16 protein-coding genes are annotated in these 16852 nt (G+C 42.8%); 6 read left to right on the top strand and 10 right to left on the bottom strand.

Going from position 1 to position 16852, the window contains the following annotated elements:
- Positions 1-116: 116 nt before the first annotated feature.
- Both GJV22_RS08195 and GJV22_RS08190 read left to right on the top strand, forming a co-directional pair.
- Positions 117-713 carry a nitroreductase family protein gene (locus GJV22_RS08195; RefSeq protein WP_163711486.1) on the top strand — a complete coding sequence of 199 codons (597 nt, stop codon included), beginning with the start codon at positions 117-119 and terminating at the stop codon, positions 711-713.
- Between the two features lie 53 nt (positions 714-766).
- Positions 767-961 (top strand): hypothetical protein, encoded by a 195-nt coding sequence (locus GJV22_RS08190; protein WP_163711483.1) that lies wholly within the window; start codon positions 767-769, stop codon positions 959-961.
- A gap of 6 nt (positions 962-967) precedes the next feature.
- Here GJV22_RS08190 and GJV22_RS08185 read toward each other — a convergent pair whose 3' ends face one another.
- The 7 genes from GJV22_RS08185 to GJV22_RS08155 form a co-directional block, all read right to left on the bottom strand.
- Positions 968-1390 (bottom strand): MarR family winged helix-turn-helix transcriptional regulator, encoded by a 423-nt coding sequence (locus GJV22_RS08185; RefSeq protein ID WP_163711480.1) that lies wholly within the window; start codon positions 1388-1390, stop codon positions 968-970.
- A 53-nt stretch (positions 1391-1443) separates the two neighbouring features.
- Positions 1444-1920, bottom strand: a complete 477-nt coding sequence (locus tag GJV22_RS08180; protein WP_163711478.1) for a glutathione peroxidase — start codon at positions 1918-1920, stop codon at positions 1444-1446.
- A 27-nt stretch (positions 1921-1947) separates the two neighbouring features.
- Positions 1948-2379, bottom strand: a complete 432-nt coding sequence (locus GJV22_RS08175; protein WP_163711476.1) for an organic hydroperoxide resistance protein — start codon at positions 2377-2379, stop codon at positions 1948-1950.
- A 119-nt stretch (positions 2380-2498) separates the two neighbouring features.
- A complete protein-coding gene (locus GJV22_RS08170; protein WP_163711473.1) occupies positions 2499-4688 on the bottom strand; it encodes a RelA/SpoT family protein in 2190 nt (729 codons plus the stop codon).
- A gap of 82 nt (positions 4689-4770) precedes the next feature.
- Complete coding sequence (locus tag GJV22_RS08165; RefSeq protein ID WP_163711470.1) at positions 4771-5280, bottom strand: ferritin; 510 nt, start codon at positions 5278-5280, stop codon at positions 4771-4773.
- A gap of 108 nt (positions 5281-5388) precedes the next feature.
- Entirely contained in the window at positions 5389-6042 is a 654-nt protein-coding gene (locus tag GJV22_RS08160) for a hypothetical protein (protein ID WP_163711466.1), read from the bottom strand.
- 23 nt (positions 6043-6065) lie between these two features.
- Complete coding sequence (locus tag GJV22_RS08155; RefSeq protein ID WP_163711463.1) at positions 6066-7169, bottom strand: DNA polymerase III subunit gamma/tau; 1104 nt, start codon at positions 7167-7169, stop codon at positions 6066-6068.
- 206 nt (positions 7170-7375) lie between these two features.
- Between GJV22_RS08155 and GJV22_RS08150 the strand changes: the two genes are divergently transcribed.
- Positions 7376-7915, top strand: a complete 540-nt coding sequence (locus GJV22_RS08150; RefSeq protein ID WP_163711460.1) for a glutathione peroxidase — start codon at positions 7376-7378, stop codon at positions 7913-7915.
- A 258-nt stretch (positions 7916-8173) separates the two neighbouring features.
- Positions 8174-9529: a DEAD/DEAH box helicase gene (locus GJV22_RS08145; protein WP_163711456.1), complete on the top strand. Its 1356-nt coding sequence runs from the start codon at positions 8174-8176 to the stop codon at positions 9527-9529.
- Positions 9530-9823: 294 nt separating this feature from the next.
- On the opposite strand, the gene GJV22_RS08140 is transcribed toward GJV22_RS08145, so the two are convergent.
- Positions 9824-13135, bottom strand: a complete 3312-nt coding sequence (locus tag GJV22_RS08140; RefSeq protein ID WP_163711453.1) for a UvrD-helicase domain-containing protein — start codon at positions 13133-13135, stop codon at positions 9824-9826.
- A 219-nt stretch (positions 13136-13354) separates the two neighbouring features.
- Here GJV22_RS08140 and GJV22_RS08135 point away from each other — a divergent pair, with 219 nt between their 5' ends.
- Both GJV22_RS08135 and GJV22_RS08130 read left to right on the top strand, forming a co-directional pair.
- The gene (locus GJV22_RS08135) at positions 13355-14314 is read left to right on the top strand and encodes a sensor histidine kinase (protein WP_163711450.1); all 960 of its coding nucleotides are present in this window, start codon (positions 13355-13357) and stop codon (positions 14312-14314) included.
- Positions 14307-14957, top strand: a complete 651-nt coding sequence (locus GJV22_RS08130) for a response regulator transcription factor (RefSeq protein ID WP_163711447.1) — start codon at positions 14307-14309, stop codon at positions 14955-14957. Before GJV22_RS08135 ends, GJV22_RS08130 begins: the two co-directional genes overlap by 8 nt.
- Before the next feature lie 23 nt (positions 14958-14980).
- Here GJV22_RS08130 and GJV22_RS08125 read toward each other — a convergent pair whose 3' ends face one another.
- Positions 14981-15862, bottom strand: a complete 882-nt coding sequence (locus tag GJV22_RS08125; protein WP_163711444.1) for a fructosamine kinase family protein — start codon at positions 15860-15862, stop codon at positions 14981-14983.
- Positions 15863-15930: 68 nt separating this feature from the next.
- Positions 15931-16842, bottom strand: coding sequence for a hypothetical protein (locus GJV22_RS08120; protein WP_163711441.1), 912 nt, complete (start codon positions 16840-16842; stop codon positions 15931-15933).
- Positions 16843-16852 lie beyond the last annotated feature (10 nt).

Below are 16852 nucleotides of genomic sequence, written 5' to 3'. Positions count from 1 at the left end.
CCTTCTATCATCAAAATCTACTGTTTTCGGGCGTTTTGAGTCCAAAACCAGGTTGAAAGGTACAAACTTATCTGTTCCAATTTTGTTTCTTCCTCTAAATTCGAAATAATTTGACTATGACTACGAAAGCAGAAAATATTGAGAACTGGATTCGAAACCGGAAATCAACTTTTGTAAACGGCCTTAAAAAAGGAAGCAAGATTGACGACTCCATAGTTGAGAAACTACTCGAGAATGCCAGCTGGGCACCCTCTCACGGATTGGTACAAGCGTGGAACTTCAAAGTTTTTACCGGAGACGCTGTGAAGCGCTTCTTCAGTGTTCAGCAAAAAATATACAAGGAAATTACCCCGGCTGATAAGTACATGGATTTTAAATATGAGGCTTATTCGGAGAAACATGAACGAGTTTCTCATATTATCGCGGTGATTGCCCAACGGGATAAATATAAACGATTTCCGAAGCAGGAAGATGTGGCATCGGTAGCTTGTGCCGTAGAAAACATGTACCTGAGTTTGCAAGCTTATGACATTGCCGGTTATTTAAGTACAGGAGGTATATGTTACTCTCAGCAAATGAGAGATTTTTTAGAATTAGGGACTGAAGATGAACCGATTGGCTTTTTCATCCTTGGCGAAGCTGACGAAAGTGTTCAACGTCCTCCCCGAATGCGAATTCCTGTGGCTGAAAAAACAGAGTGGATCAGGGAATAATAGATTGACTTGAGCTTTTTATTTTAGATTTGAGTTCTTTAAAACCAACATTCATGAAGTCAAAAAGCGTAATCATTCTCCTTTTTGCAGGATTACTGTCATTCTCGTCGTGTAAAACCATTTTTGTAGGGAAAAATCAAACCGTAAAAACAAATGCTAACGGAGACATTCCACCAGGGCAAATGAAAAAACTAACCGGCAAAAAAAGCGCTAAAAAATATGCGCCCGGTCAAACAAAGAAAAACTAGTTTGACCTACTTCAATTGATCGATAAGTTGATAAAGTGTTCGGTGCAGATTTTGCAATTCCACTTGCGACATCTGCATACCTTCTGCCAGTTTGTATGGTATTTCCGAAGCTTGCTGTTTCATTTGTTTCCCCTTTTCAGTGAGCGAAACAATTACTTTTCGTTCATCTTTTGCCGATTTACCACGGGTAATAATGCCCTGAATTTCCATTCGTTTTAGCAAAGGAGTTACGGTATTGGTCTGCAAAATCAACCTTTTGGCAATATCGTTGACAGGCATATCATCAGTCTCCCATAAAACCAACAGTACCAAATACTGCGGATAGGTAATTCTCAGTTTATCTAAATAAGGCTGGTATTTTCGAATAACCAGTCTCGAAACGGAATAAAACGGGAAACACAGTTGGTTATCAAGTTTCAGTTGTTCCATAAATAAAAAGTTTTGCAGGCAGCCACAAAAGCCACCTGCAATATTTAAATGTATTACAGGAGTTGGAGTATATCCTCCTCCATTTTTTCGGGCTTCGTAATTGGGGCAAAACGCTTTACCGGTTTACCATCTCTGTCGATGAGGAATTTTGTGAAATTCCATTTGATCTTACTATTAAGCAGTCCCTTTTGTTCCTTTTTCAGGAAAGAGTACAATGCGTGTTCCTGATCTCCGTTCACATCAATTTTCTCAAACATCCGGAATGACACCCCGTAGTTAATCAAACACCCTTCCTGAATGTCTTTAGCTGAGCCGGGTTCCTGGTTACCAAACTGGTTACAAGGGAAGCCTAATACTACCAATCCCTTATCCTTGTACTTTTGGTAAAGTTTTTCCAGTCCTTCGTATTGCGGTGTAAAACCACACTTACTGGCCGTATTGACAATCACAACAACTTTGCCTTTAAATTCATTCAGTGTAACTTCTTTCCCTTGCAGCGATTTTGCTGTATAATCATAAATTGTTTTCATGGCTTTCTCTATTTTTAGTCGTGCGTATCAGTTGTTACGAATTTCTAAAGTTGGCTCAACAATTTCAATCTCCACCGGAATATTTCCTTTGGTTGCTTTCGAATACGGACACGTTGCATGAGCCAGGCCGGCAAGTCGTCGGGCTGTTTCCAGATCTACATTTTTTATTGCCACCCTCAATTTAACGCTCAAATCGAATTCCAAACCATTTCTGTTTAACCCGACTGTTGCTTCGACTGATGATTCTTTCTGCTTTAAACCTTCTTTTAATATCATTAATTGAAGGGCGCTATCGAAGCAAGCAGCATAACCCGCAGCAAACAATTGTTCCGGGTTCGTGTGTTGACCACCGGGGCCTCCCATTTCTTTGGGGATCTTGATCGTAAAATTCAATATTCCATCTTCTCTCTTTACACGACCATTACGGCCGCCATCTGCTTTTACTGTTGTCCTGTACATATCTGTTCTATTTATATCGTTTGCGATACAAATATAATCATTTTATATCGTCCACGATATTTATTGACATGTTTTAACATTTTTCACATAAATGTTAAATTTTTGGATATTGAAAAGAATCAGGTATCAGCGCGTGAAACATGCACGATACCCTTGATATGCTGCAATTTACGCATCAAAAAGTCGAGGTGCTGCAAATTATTAACATAGACTCGCAAAGTTCCTTCAAATTCGCCGTTAGCCGTATCAATATTAATTGAACGCATCGATACTCCGATGTCTTTTGAAATAACGTGCGAAATCTGGCTAACAATACCAACATCATCGGTACCTGACAGCTTTATGGTTGCCTGAAACGAACTTTTCTTATCACTTCCCCGCCATTTGGCAGGAATAATACGATAAGGGTAACGCTCAAACAATTGCTTGGCATTCGGACATGATCGGCGATGAATTTTAATGCCTTCGCCAATGGTCACAAAACCAAAGATGTCGTCGCCAAAGATTGGATTACAACATTGCGCTAACTTGTGATTAACGTTTTTGAGGTTGTTGTCGATAACTAAGTAATCATCGCCCCCCGTAAATTCCATGTCCTTGAACTGTTCAGTCGGCAGGCTATCCTCCAGTTTTTGCTTGGCTGAATGTGCCGTTTCTTCTTTGGCAGTGATCAGTTCTTTAATATCGAGCGTATCAATTTTTTCAGTCGAAATATTGTAATACAGGTCCTGCGCCAATTTCAGCTGATAGTGCTTCAACAAGGTTCTGATCAACTCATCGTTGTAGTCAATCTTCCAGTTTTTCAGCTTACGAACTAAGATTTCTTTTCCGTTATCGGCCTCCCGTTTTCGTTCTTCATTCAAACTGGATTTGATCCGGCTCTTGGCTTTACTGGTAATTACGATGTCCAGCCAGTCCAATTTGGGTTTTTGACTGTTGGCAGTGTCAATCGAAATTTGCTCTCCGTTTTTCAATTTATAGCGAAGCGTGACTTTTTTACCGTCCACCATTCCTCCAACACAACGATCGCCAACACCGGAGTGTATTTCGTAAGCAAAATCAAGCAAAGTCGCTCCGGCCGGAAGTCGCCTTAAATCGCCCTTGGGGGTGAATACAAAAATCTCGTCGTTATAAATATTGGTATTGAACTCGTCAATGAAATCAACGACGTTCAACTCGGGATTTTCTAATATTTCGCGGACACTGGCCAGCCATTTTTCCATTTCGGCCGAAGCAGAACCGCCCTTGTATTTCCAGTGAGCAGCTAAACCCTTTTCCGCGATTTCATCCATGCGTTCTGTCCGAATCTGAATCTCTACCCATTTCTTGTTCGGGCCTAAAACGGTCGCGTGCAAGCTCTCGTATCCGTTCGATTTGGGTACAGTAATCCAATCCCGCATCCGTTCGGGATTTGCCTGATATTCGTCGGTTACAATGGAATACACCTGCCAACAGTCTGACTTTTCAGATTCCGGCAGAGAATCTAAAATCACTCGAATGGCAAAAATATCATAAACTTCGTCGAACGGAACTCCCTGGTTCTTCATCTTCTTCCAGATTGAATTGATCGCTTTCGTCCGGGCCTTCATTTCAAACTTAAAGCCCCTCGATTTCAATTTTTCCTCAATCGGCTTGACAAATTCGGCCACAAAGTTTTTACGCTCTGTTTCAGATTCTGCCAGTCGCTCAGAAACGTGATAATAGGCCTCGGGTGTCAAGAATTTCAGACATAAATCCAGCAACTCTGAATTGACGTAATACAGTCCCAAACGGTGAGCTAACGGAGCATATAAATGGGAGGTTTCAACCGAGATCTTCGACTGAACATCAGCCGGATAATTATCCAAATGCCGCATCACGTGCAACCTGTCGGCTATTTTAACCAGGATCACGCGGACATCACCGGCCAAAGCCAGCATCAGTTTGCGATAATTCTCCGAGTGTAAGTCAACCGTATCGGTACCCAATGAATTAATCTTGGCCATACCTTCAAGGATGCCTCTCACAACCGGGCCGAAGTTCTCTTCAATTTCGCTAAAGTCGGGACGTTTGGGAACGTCTTCATAGGGTACATTGTGTAACAAACCAGCTGTTATAGAGTCAACTCCCAAGCTAATTTCCCCCGCAACCACCTGTGCAACTTCCAGTGAATGAATAATAATTGTCTCGCCGGTCGACCATTGCCGATCTTCCAAAATATCATAGGCATAGTCAAAAGCTCGCCTTACCTTTTTCCGTTCCGTTTCATTCAGATTCTCCCTACAGGCTTGCTCCAAATTCAACCAGGCTTGTTCTATATTCGTATTCATCTTGTATCAGTGGTTAGAGGACTATGAAAATAAAAAAAGGCCACCAAACCGGCAGCCTTTTTATCTATTCTTTTAAAAAATCTTATACTGCCGTGCTATCTACAAATGTGCGGGTCGCCAATTCACGATTCAACATGAACAGACCATTACCCTGACCATCGATTAAACGAAGATCATCGAGGATTCCATTGACGGTAGCTTCTTCTTCTACTTGCTCGTCAACAAACCATTGCAGGAAGCTTTGGGTTGCGTGATCGCTAGCAGCAACCGCTACATCAACCAATCCGTTAATCAATTCAGTAACTTTTTGCTCGTGCGCCAAGGTCTTCTCAAAAGCATCAATAATGCTATCAAACTCCTGGTCAACTGCAGCAATAGGCTCCAACAACACACGACCATTGCGCTCGTGAACGTAATCGAAGAATTTCATCGCATGAGTCAGCTCTTCCTGGTATTGAATTTTCATCCAGTTTGCAAATCCGGGTAACCCTTTGTCTTGCAACCAAGCTGACATGGAAAGATATAAATAAGCCGAATGCATTTCGGCGTTTATTTGAGCATTTAATGCTTTTTCTACTGTCTCTTTAAGCATAATCAGTTATTTTTTTGTGTTTTTCTCAAATATAAATAATTTCTATCTGATTTGAGAAGATCGTGGCAGTGTTAATCATATTTTCACACCGATTTAAAATAAAATTTATCAATGGTCACTAAAATCCAGGTTGAAGGTTTGTTTCAGCAAATTCACATTCGGATTTTTTTTGACCATCTCTGCCAGCTTTTCCCGTTCAGAATAAGGGCGGTTGGAAGTTCCTTCCAATTCAACAACCTCTGTGATCAGTTCAATGCTGGTATTCCGAAGCTCCTTACGTAGCCAGGAAACCAATTCCGGTTTTATTTTACTAATTTCAGTATCGATAATATTGCTGTCGATCTGTAGCTTCAGCTTACATGAGTCAAAAATCTGAGGTGTACGGCTCATTGATGCTTTCAGGGCAGGACGCCCATTCAAACGCAGGAGATACTCCGCCCATTTTTCATCAAAGGCTTCTTGTGTAAACGACTCATTCAACTGCTCACCGGTGAAATATTTCATCTTGTCGATGGCCGTTTCTTCCTCTTTCTCTTCAGCAAATTTACCGGACAAGGCATCTTTAATGGAAGGGGTAAATCCACTACCCCGCCGCTTGATCATCCGTTTGGTGGTTATTTTGGCTGCCGGAGCCTCTTCCTGAACCTCATTCTGTGCCTTCGAATGTTGTTGTTCGGACGGCTGAGCAACAGCCTGATTGGATTGAGCTCGTGGTGCATTGGCAGCCGCCTTTGTAGCGAACTGCTCAAAAATAGGTGCCAACTCCTCCGATTCAGTATCGTCAGCTATTTTTTTTTTAAGGTAAGTTGAGCCATTTTAATCAGGGCCAACTCAACCAGTAAGCGTTTGTTTTGACTTTGTTTATATTGAATATCACATTCGTTGCCGACTTTCAATGCTTCGAAAAGAAATTCCTGATCGCACGCAGCAGCCTGCTGCTTATATTTCTCTTTAATTTCGCCTCCCACTTCGAGCAACTGAACTGTCAGCGGGTCTTTGCAAACCAGCAGGTCGCGAATATGGCTGCTCAAACCGGTAATAAAATGATGTCCGTCGAAACCGTGATCCAGCACTTCATTAAACAGCATCAAGGCTTCCGGAACATTGTTTTTCAGGAAATGATCAATCAACCGGAAGTAGAAATCGTAATCCAGCACATTCAGGTTGGCAATCACATGCTTATAAGTAATGTCTTTACCCGAGAAACTAACAATCTGGTCGAAGATAGAAAGAGCATCGCGCATAGCACCATCTGCCTTTTGAGCGATTACATTCAACGCTTCCGACTCAATTTCCACCGCTTCACTCTTAGCCACATATCCTAAATGCCCTGAAATATCAGAGATCTTAATCCGGTTAAAGTCGAAGATTTGGCAACGCGACAAAATCGTTGGAATGATTTTATGCTTCTCGGTTGTTGCCAAAATAAATAAGGCATGTTTGGGCGGCTCTTCCAGAGTTTTCAGAAAGGCATTGAACGCCGACTGAGACAGCATATGGACTTCATCAATGATATAGATGCTGTATTTGCCAATCTGTGGGGGTATCCGAACCTGATCAGTCAGGGTACGAATATCTTCCACCGAGTTATTCGATGCCGCATCCAGCTCGTGAATATTGTACGAACGATTAGTATTGAACGCCTGACAGGATTCACAAGTGTTACAAGGCTCAGTCTCTGCGGTCAGATTTTGGCAATTGATAGTTTTTGCGAAAATACGGGCGCAAGTCGTTTTCCCAACACCGCGAGGCCCGCAAAACAAGTATGCATGAGCCAATTGTTGGTTTTTGATAGCGTTTTTTAGCGTAGCTGTAATTGATGCCTGACCAACTACAGAATGAAACGTATCGGGACGATATTTGCGCGCAGAAACAATAAAATTCTCCATAAATCTCCTTGTGAAAACCCAAAGATAAACATTTTAGCCTATTTTCGGGATTGAATTTATTAACAGTGCGGCGCGTTTTTTGTAAATCCTTCAACCTAAACTTTTTCTGAAAGCGACTGTTTTAAACTAAAATTTACTGAACAAAAATACCACTGGTGCAAACAAGCGTTTTTCACCATAAATGATTGTCATTAAAATTGAAAACCATGAAAAAATTTGAATTAGTCATCATTTTCGTCTTTGCGGCCTTATTAAGCTTCGGCCAAAATTCGTTTTACGATTTTACTGTGAAAGATATTGATGGGAATGATTTCGATCTGTCCAGCCTGAAAGGTAAAAAGGTGCTGGTCGTTAATACAGCTTCAAAGTGTGGGCTAACTCCTCAGTACGAGGGGTTACAGGAATTGTACGACAAATATGGCGGCGACAAGTTTGTTATTGTTGGATTTCCGGCCAATAACTTTCTGAGCCAGGAACCCGGCACCAATGAAGAAATTGAGGAATTTTGCCAAAAGAATTATGGCGTAACTTTCCCGATGATGTCGAAGATTTCGGTAAAAGGCGACGATATGGCGCCCATTTACCATTGGCTGACCGAAAAATCGAAGAACGGGGTCATGGACTCGTCGGTTGCCTGGAACTTCCAGAAATACCTGATTGACGAAAACGGCAAACTCGTTGACATGGCCAGCCCTAAAACGAAACCAGACGATGCCAAAATTGTGAGTTGGATTGAAGGGAAGTAAGTTGCGGGCACCGATTTAATACTTCATAATCATTTTACGGAAGGATCCGATCTTGGGTAAAGATCGGATCCTTTTTTGTTCGGAAAGGGACAGTAATTCTCCATTAACGAAAAAGAGCTTAGTATAGTAATGGAGATTTGAAGAGTTTGAACCTTGTGCGAAACATTTTGGATCTACGATAGAACTCATTGGCAGATAAATTCCATTTTTTTCTCATAAAAACGCTCACCAGAAGATTTTTCTCAATTACTTTGCAGCATGAATACATTCGAAGATTTCAAGATCAAAAAGCAATTGCAAAATGCCATTGCTGATTTAGGGTTTGAAAAGCCAACCCCCATTCAGACAGAGTCCTATTCTACGATTCTTGGTGGCTCCGATTTTGTGGGGATTGCACAAACCGGAACCGGAAAGACAATTGCTTATTTACTCCCGATCTTGCAGGATTTGAAGTTTTCAGATCAACCACACCCCCGGGTGTTAATCCTGGCTCCCACCAGAGAACTGGTCATTCAAATAGTCGAACAAATCGAAAAACTAACGACCTACATCAGCTTAAGAGTGTTAGGAGTTTACGGGGGTACCAATAACATAAATACGCAAAAGAAAGCCATTGCCGAAGGGTTGGATATCATTGTCGGTACTCCCAGACGATTGTATGACCTTGCCCTTAGTAATGTATTACGACTAAAATCGATCAAAAAACTGGTGATTGACGAAGTTGATATTATGCTTGATTTTGGCTATAAAACGCAGTTGAACAACATCTTCGATCACCTACCGGAAAAACGGCAAAACATCCTCTTTTCGGCCACCATGACTACCTATGTAGATGAATTGATCGATGATTTTCTGGTTAACCCGATTAAGAAAACCATCTCCATTAGCGGTACACCTTTGACAAATATTAGCCAGGAATCTTATGCTGTTCCTAATTTTTATACCAAGGCCAACTTATTAAACCATTTATTAGGAGATAAGGAAAAATATAGCAAAGTATTAATTTTTGTAGCTACAAAAACGAATGCCGACAGACTACTTGAAACATTGAATTTTGAATCTGAAACTTCGGTAATTCACTCAAGTAAAGAACAAAATCATCGTTCGAAATCCATCGAAATGTTCGAAAACGGCACAAGTAGAATTCTGATCGCGACCGATGTTATTGCCCGTGGAATTGATATTGAAAAAATTACCACCGTAATCAGTTTTGATACTCCTTTCTATCCTGAAAACTATATCCACAGAATTGGGCGAACCGGCAGGGCCGAACAGAGTGGGAAAGCCATCCTTTTATACAGTGAGAAGGAAACAGCTTTAAAGGAGTCGATTGAAAGCTTGATGAATTACAGTATTCCGTTCAATGAATTGCCTGAAGAAGTGCAGGTGTCGAACCAGCTTACTCCTGAAGAGAAGGACAAACCGATAGACCCTGATGAAATGTACCATAAAAAACCGGTTACTGAAGCAGGGGCTTCTTTTCATGAAAAATCGGCCAAGAACAGCAAAGAAAAAGTCGAGCGAAAAAGTTACCAGACCCTATTAAAAGAAAGGTACAAAAAACCAATCAGGCGTGGTGATAAAATTCAAAATATGAAGAAGAAAAAGAAGTGATGTTGTAGTTTGTCACTCGCACCTTTGAACTGTAAACGATTCCTAAATACATTGCGGACAAAGGAATTTCAATTAAAGTTAGTCGCACCTTACGATAAAACGTCTGAATCTGGCAATGATACCTTAATCGGAAACCAAAGGAAAACTAATACAAGTCGAATTGGATTTGGAGACTTTACAATTAAAATGCCCGTAAATGCTTACACTGCCCCGCCAGTGGACACGAACGGGAAAAGTGCTCAGAAGGCCCGCTTTTATTGCACTAACTGAATAAGCGGGTACGGGTTAGCCAATTCAGCTAACCCGTACCCGCTTATTCATCCGCGTGTACCAAATAAAGCCTTTCACCTTTGGATAGCCGCATTGTTCAATCGCAGTCACGTAGTCCCTCACCTGTTTCACATACTTCTCCGATTCGTGCTCGCCCGATTTATAGTCCACGACTATCACTTCATCATCCGACAGCATAATGCGATCGGGGCGCTTCACCCCGGCATAACCGGTAATAATATTGTGCTCGTTCAGTACCCTGTACGATCCGTCAAACCAGGAGGCAACCTCTGGGTCAGCAATCAACTCTTCCAACTGCGGCCGGATTTCAGCGGCTTCATCTTCGGTCATCATGCCCTTAAAAATCAATTCGTCACAAGCCTGTTCCAGCTGATCCGCTGTTTCAATCTGAGCCAGCACCTCGTGAACCAGTCGCCCCCGGTTGATTTTCTTCTCGTACGATTCACCCGGTTCGAAGAAATTTTCGTGGTTCTTCCGCAAACGTAGGTAAGCGCTGAAATCTTTAAACTGAAACCGATCTAAGGCCAGCGCTCCGTTTGCTTGCACTTCCTTTACCGGCGAAGCGCTCAACGTGCCGATCTCCATTAATTGCTTTTTTTCGTCGTAATTACCGGTTAATTTGGTACAGATATCTTCCCGCCCGTTAAACGGAAATCCTTCTTCGGTATTCACACTCATTTTCAGTAAGTCACCGACCGAAGAAAGCTTCTTTCCGTATTCCGACCAAGTGTACAGCGCTGTCTTTGCACGCGTAAAAGCGACATACAGCATATTCAGGTTATCGATATAGTTGGCTCGGATTTCGCTAAAATATTCATGAAAGAAATGCGACAATCCCATGGATTTGTTGTATTTGACCGGCACCAGCTCCAATTGGTTAAAAGGCGCCACTGCGGGCTGGCACCAAATTACCGGCGCATGTTGGGCCGAAATTCCCAACGACCAGTCGCAAAAAGGAATAAACACGCAAGCGTACTCAAGCCCTTTGGCTTTGTGGATGGTTTGAATGCGAATAGCATCCAGTTCCTCGGAAACCGAAATGGTTTTCTTTTGTCCCTGCTCGTCCCACCAGGCAAGGAACCCGGATAAATCAGCACTTCTGTTTTTCATGTAGTTTGACACATGATCGATGAACGCCTGGAGGTAAGCCAATTCGTCCTGAAAGTCAAATAAAAAGAACCGATTACTGAGGGTGAAAATTACCTCCTGTAAATTTTGAGCGGCCAATTGATGATTGAAATAGCTGCTCTTCAAAAACTCAAACAGTTTATTTTCATCCTTTTTATAATCTTCAAAACGTTCTGCCAGATCTGGATCATAAGGCGGCGTAAAATCCATTTGCAATTGTCCTGCACCGGGTTCCACCACCCAATCAACTTGTTTGTCCATTGCAGCCAATGCGGGCTCAATTGTCCCGTAAAACTCGTAATTGGCGAAGGTCAACGCCAGATCATCATCCGGATCTTTCAACAGGCGAAGCATGGAAATAAGAAACGACACCGAATCGGCATTCTTGACATACAAACTCTCGCCCGACAAAACGTTGAAATTGTATGTTTCGTCACCGGCAGCTTTTTCAGTAAGCAAGCAATCGGCGATCACTTTTGCTTCAGCTTTGGTGCGAACCAGGATCGCCATGTCGCTGGCTTTCACCCCCTTATTCTGTGCCGTTCGAATCGACTCGACCAATTCTCCCAAAATTAACTCCTCATTGCTGGCTTCATCGTCACTCCGTTTCTTCTCCAGAAAACGCATGTGAATGTATCCGGCATCTTTGGTCTCCGTTCGCCCGATTTCCTGCAAAGCTTCTTGATAAATTCCCAAAATCGCATCGCCAAACAAATTATCAGGTAAGCCTGCCTCGGCAATCTCAGCCGAGAAATGTTGCTGAATAAGCTGTGGCACAACCTGGAAAATCCGGTTATTGAAACGGATCACCGTCCCCGAACTCCGCCAGTTTTGGCTCAGCTGCTTCTCCTCCGCCCCATTGGCCGGAAAAGCTTGCGACACTTCGTTGGCCAGCAGGTTCCAATCGCCATTTCGCCAGCGGTAAATTGCCTGTTTCACATCGCCCACCAACATCCCCAGATTATTCTCGGCCAACGAATTTCCGACCAACGGCCTGAAATTACCCCACTGCAAACCGGAGGTATCCTGAAACTCATCAATCATGAAGTGCTTGTAATACACCCCCGTTTTTTCATAAATGAATGGCGTGTCCGAATCATCGATAATCTGCTTAAGCAGGTTTCCCGATTCGGAAATCAGAATCACCCCTTTTTCGCGGGTCAACTTGCGAACCGTTTCCTGTAAATCGACCAAAATACCCAACGTGTACAGTTGGTTGACAATGAGTCGGGCGGTATTGTAATTTGAAATGTTTTCGCGGTGAAAATCTACTGCTTCAACCAAAACAGGCTGCAGCTGATTCGCCAGATTAATGACATGGGCTGAAGCCTTTTTATCGTGAAAAACAGCCACATCACTTACCACATCCAGAACTCTGGTCGAAGGTGCAAAATCGTTCCTGGCCAGTTTATCGAAGGCTGAAGCGGCACCAGCTTTCTTATATTTAAAATCATCGACCGTCACACCACCCTGACGCATGATTCCCAACCCTTTTTCACCCAGATTCTTCAATTCAGTCTCAAAATTGACAATAATTCGGCGCAACTCGGCACGATACTTCCGAATGAATTTTTTGTCGCTCAGCTTTTCATTCAAAACCGGGCTTAACTGGCGGAATGTTTCATTGTAGATCTGGCGGCCCAGCGACAGAATATCACCCTTCAGGTTCCAGCCATCTCCTTCCCGGATTTTGTCCTCCGCAAACTGTTTCAACCACGACAGTAACTCCGGATCATCGTCGATAGAAAGCAACAACTGATCAACCGCTTCATCCAAAATCCGGTCATCTTCCAGATCAACCTGGTACGCCGTATTGATTCCCAATTCGCGGTTAAAGGCTTTGATTACCCGCTGAAAAAAACTATCAATCGTACTGATTGAAAAGCGGGAATAGTCGTGCAAGAGGTTCTTCAAGGCGTTTTGTGCACGCAATACCAGCTCCGGTTCCGACAAGTTCATCTCTTCTTTCAGCACATCAAGGTAAGCCGTCTTTTTGCCCTGTCCCAGCTCATACAGTTCCTCAATAACTCGCTCTTTCATCTCGGTGGTTGCTTTATTGGTGAAAGTCACCGCCAGGATGTTTTTGTAGTTGAACTCACCGGAAAGCGCAATTTTCAGGTATTCAACTGCCAGACGAAAGGTTTTTCCCGATCCGGCAGAAGCTTTATAGATTTGAAGTTGAGACATGCAGGGTTGATTTTAGCAACGCAATCCTTTTTGAGCTGCTGTGCTTGTAATTTGTAGCTAAAAGTACAATTTTCCGGGCACGGTTAATCACATTTTCCGGGCAAATTAGGATTATGAAAAGGCCCAAGAGTTTGTACATTTGTAGTTCACCGGAATTGCCAACGCATGACCTGCCCAAACTCAGGAACTTGCACAAAGCAATCGCTAAAATACAACGCAATGATTCTTCAATTTCTTCTGGTAATTGCTATCATCCTTCAGTTTTTTGCTGTGGCCGTAGCCATCAAGCTCACGAAAGAAACCAAATATAACTTCTCATGGATTTTGCTTACTATTGGGTTTCTGGTGATGGCCGTTCGCCTGTTGGTGGAACTGCTCCCCTATATCAGCAAATTTCAGTCGCAGGAATTGGGTGAATTTATGGTGTGGTCGGGTGTTGCCATGTCACTCACCTTTGCCATCGGTGTTTTCATGATTCAGAAGATTTTCAAGTATATGAAACGGGTGGAAGATTCGCGGCGGCTGACGGAAAAAATGTTCTTGAATGCGATTATTCAAACAGAAGAAAAGGAGCGCAAACGTTTTGCCAAAGATTTGCACGACGGACTCGGCCCCTTGTTATCAACCGTAAAAATGTCCATTTCCAGTCTGGAGCAACTGGAACACGATAAAAGCTCCATGGAGATTGTTAAAAATACGGAGATGGTGATTAACGAAGCGATAAAGTCGCTGAAAGAAATCTCGGACAACCTCAGTCCACACGTGCTTGACAACTTTGGACTGGCAAGAGCTATCCGAAACTTCATCAATAAAATCAACGCGACAAAGGCCTTGCACATTACGTTAAAATCGAATTTAGGCTCGGAGCGATTCGACAATAATATTGAAGTGGTCTTGTACCGTGTGGTGTGCGAATTGATCAATAATACAATCAAACATGCCAAAGCAAAAAAAATAGAGATCAGTTTGACCAAAGAAGAAAAAAATCTTACCATTGTGTATCAGGATAACGGCAAAGGCTTTCACAAGGAACGGTTGCTTGACCGCCCCAGTAACAGTGGAATGGGCTTTTCCAATATCTTCTCCCGGATAAACTCTCTGAAGGGCGAAATTCATGTTGATAGTCAGCCCGGAAAGGGAACACATGTACTAATAAAAGTTGGAATTGAGAATGAATGATTCGATTTTTAAAATAGTTTTGGTTGACGACCATACCTTGTTCCGCAACGGACTGCGTATTTTACTGAATACCATTCAAAAGTACCAGGTAGCCGGAGAAGCTTCAAACGGACAGGAATTTCTGGATTTATTGGAAGAAATGACTCCGGACATTGTTTTACTGGACATTGACATGCCGGTTATGGACGGGATTACTGCAGCCAAATTAGCGATGGATAAATACCCGAATCTTAAAATAATCACCTTGTCGATGTATGGTGAAGAGGACTATTATTACAAGATGGTAGATGCCGGGGTAAAAGGCTTTTTGCTGAAAAACTCGGACATGAACGAGGTGAAAACAGCGATTGACACCGTGTTGGAAGGAGGAAACTATTTTTCGAGCGAGCTCCTGCAGACCTTGGTGAACAGTCTGCGCAGTAGCAATCAAAATCAGGAGCCTCAATCGGGCTTATCAGATCGGGAGATTGAAATTTTGATTTTGATCTGCCAAGGATTCTCAAACCAGGAAATCGCGGATCAGCTGTTTATTTCGAAACGAACTGTAGACAAGCACCGGGCAAACATTCTTGAAAAAAGCGAATGTAAAAACACCGCTCAACTAGTCATGTACGCCATCAAAAATCAGTTGGTAGAAATTTAAAATCGTCGACGTCATCCCTTCGATCAGATAAACCTTTTGGCCACCGACAGCGCTTGCTGTCCGTAACTTCCGCCAAAAAGGTAATAATGATTCAGAATGTGGTACAGCTGGTAAAGCTGAACACGCTCTTCCCATCCATCATTTAGCGGGAATGCCTCCTGGTAAGCAGCCCAACATTTAGGAGAAAAACCACCAAACATCTGCATGATAGACAATTCCATTTCACGATGAGCGTAGTAAGACGCCGGATCTATTATCGCCGGCCCATTCGACGTGTACAGATAATTTCCCGACCATAAATCACCGTGAATGAGTGATGCGCCGGGATTGTCGGGAATCAATTGCGGAAGACGGTCAATCAAATCTTCATAAACGGTCAGTTCTGCGCCCGACAAATCGCGGTTATTGCGAATTAAACGGATCATCCATCCCAAGCGGTTTTCAGCAAAAAAGTCGATCCACGATTCGTTCCAATTATTGAGTTGCGGCGTTGCTCCGCAATAGTTGTCGTTTCCAAAGCCGTAATCTTTTTGTTGAACCCGGTGCAAATGTGCCAGTCCCCTTCCCAACTTTTCATCCTGATTTGAAACGCGTCCGCTTTCCAGATTTTCCATCAAAATGAATCCGCTCATCTCTCCGGCCTCCTGTGCCAAAATCACCTCAGGAACAACCAATTGGGTTCCCGCCAGTTTCCGCAATTCAGTTAAACATTCAGCTTCGCGAACAAATAAATCATCGGCACAGGAATAGTTCCACTTCAGAAAAAATACCCCCTTCGTTGTGTACAACCGATAAGTATGACTGATGCAGCCTCCACCAACTGCCTCTTTTCGCTGGACTTGAAAACCAGAACCCAACGTTTCAACCAGCTCTTCTTCCAAATAGTTAATAATATTGTCAATCATAGACTGAAAGATACAACAAGAAAATCATTTTATGCAAGAGGTCGAATTCGAAAAATTGAAGAGCATATTTATCGGATATCTTGAAAATAGTCCAATGATAATTCGTAATCACGAACCAGCTTTTTCATATATTTCTCCAACAGCAGAAAGTTGTAGGTCGCGACTTCTTCTACTGATCCGGATTGAATTAAAGTTAAACTCAATTGCTCCATCGTTTTTTTCGAGGCTGCCGATTTTTTGCGATTTAACTCAATCAGGCTGAAAAATACCAACGAATTATCCGGCTTGAAACTCGCATTCAAGGAATCGATCGTTTTCTGACCAACCGAGTCACTATTGACGAATTCGACCAATCTTTTGTCGTCTTCTCGGACCGTCCACTGATCCAATTCGGCAGTGGTTGTTTGGCAAATCTGTGAGACCATATCTCCGTGTACAATTTTCCAAAGGGTGTAACAGGTCTTGACTGCACCTTTCACCGAGTCGAAAGTGAAATTGACGACCGTTGCGGCCGAAACGGCATCGACATTGTAATAAGCATGCTCCGATTCCTTATCGGTCAGATCATCCATTTTGTAATACTGCAGGTTGCATTTGGGATCATTTAACAAGCGATGCAGTCGCTCGTAATCCTTTTGGGAAAAGGGCTGATGTCCAATCTTAGTCAGCTGCTGGCTATCGGCCAGGGCAATTTTCAGGAAATTCCCCCAAATATCCCAGTAAATCCGCAACACCATCTTCGCACAAACCGAATCGTCACATGGATATTGATCGATATCCCGGTAGTAATAGAGCGGTAACCCTTCTGCATTTTTCACCTGGTAGAATTCCGTTTTTCCCGATCCGGTATCATAACTATACAATTCAGCAGTTAGCTCTTTGGCGGCAGAGGGCCTAAAGGCCATAAAAGCAAGCACCATCCCCCCTATTAGAATGGACAAAAATGGTTTTATAAACGGCATATTGAATTTAACTTTCATCGTTGAACCG

Source organism: Mangrovibacterium lignilyticum, assembly GCF_010882175.1.
Classification (GTDB): domain Bacteria; phylum Bacteroidota; class Bacteroidia; order Bacteroidales; family Prolixibacteraceae; genus Mangrovibacterium; species Mangrovibacterium lignilyticum.
The sequence above is the reverse complement of the archived record's forward strand: the minus strand, read 5'-3'. Positions and strand labels throughout refer to the sequence as shown.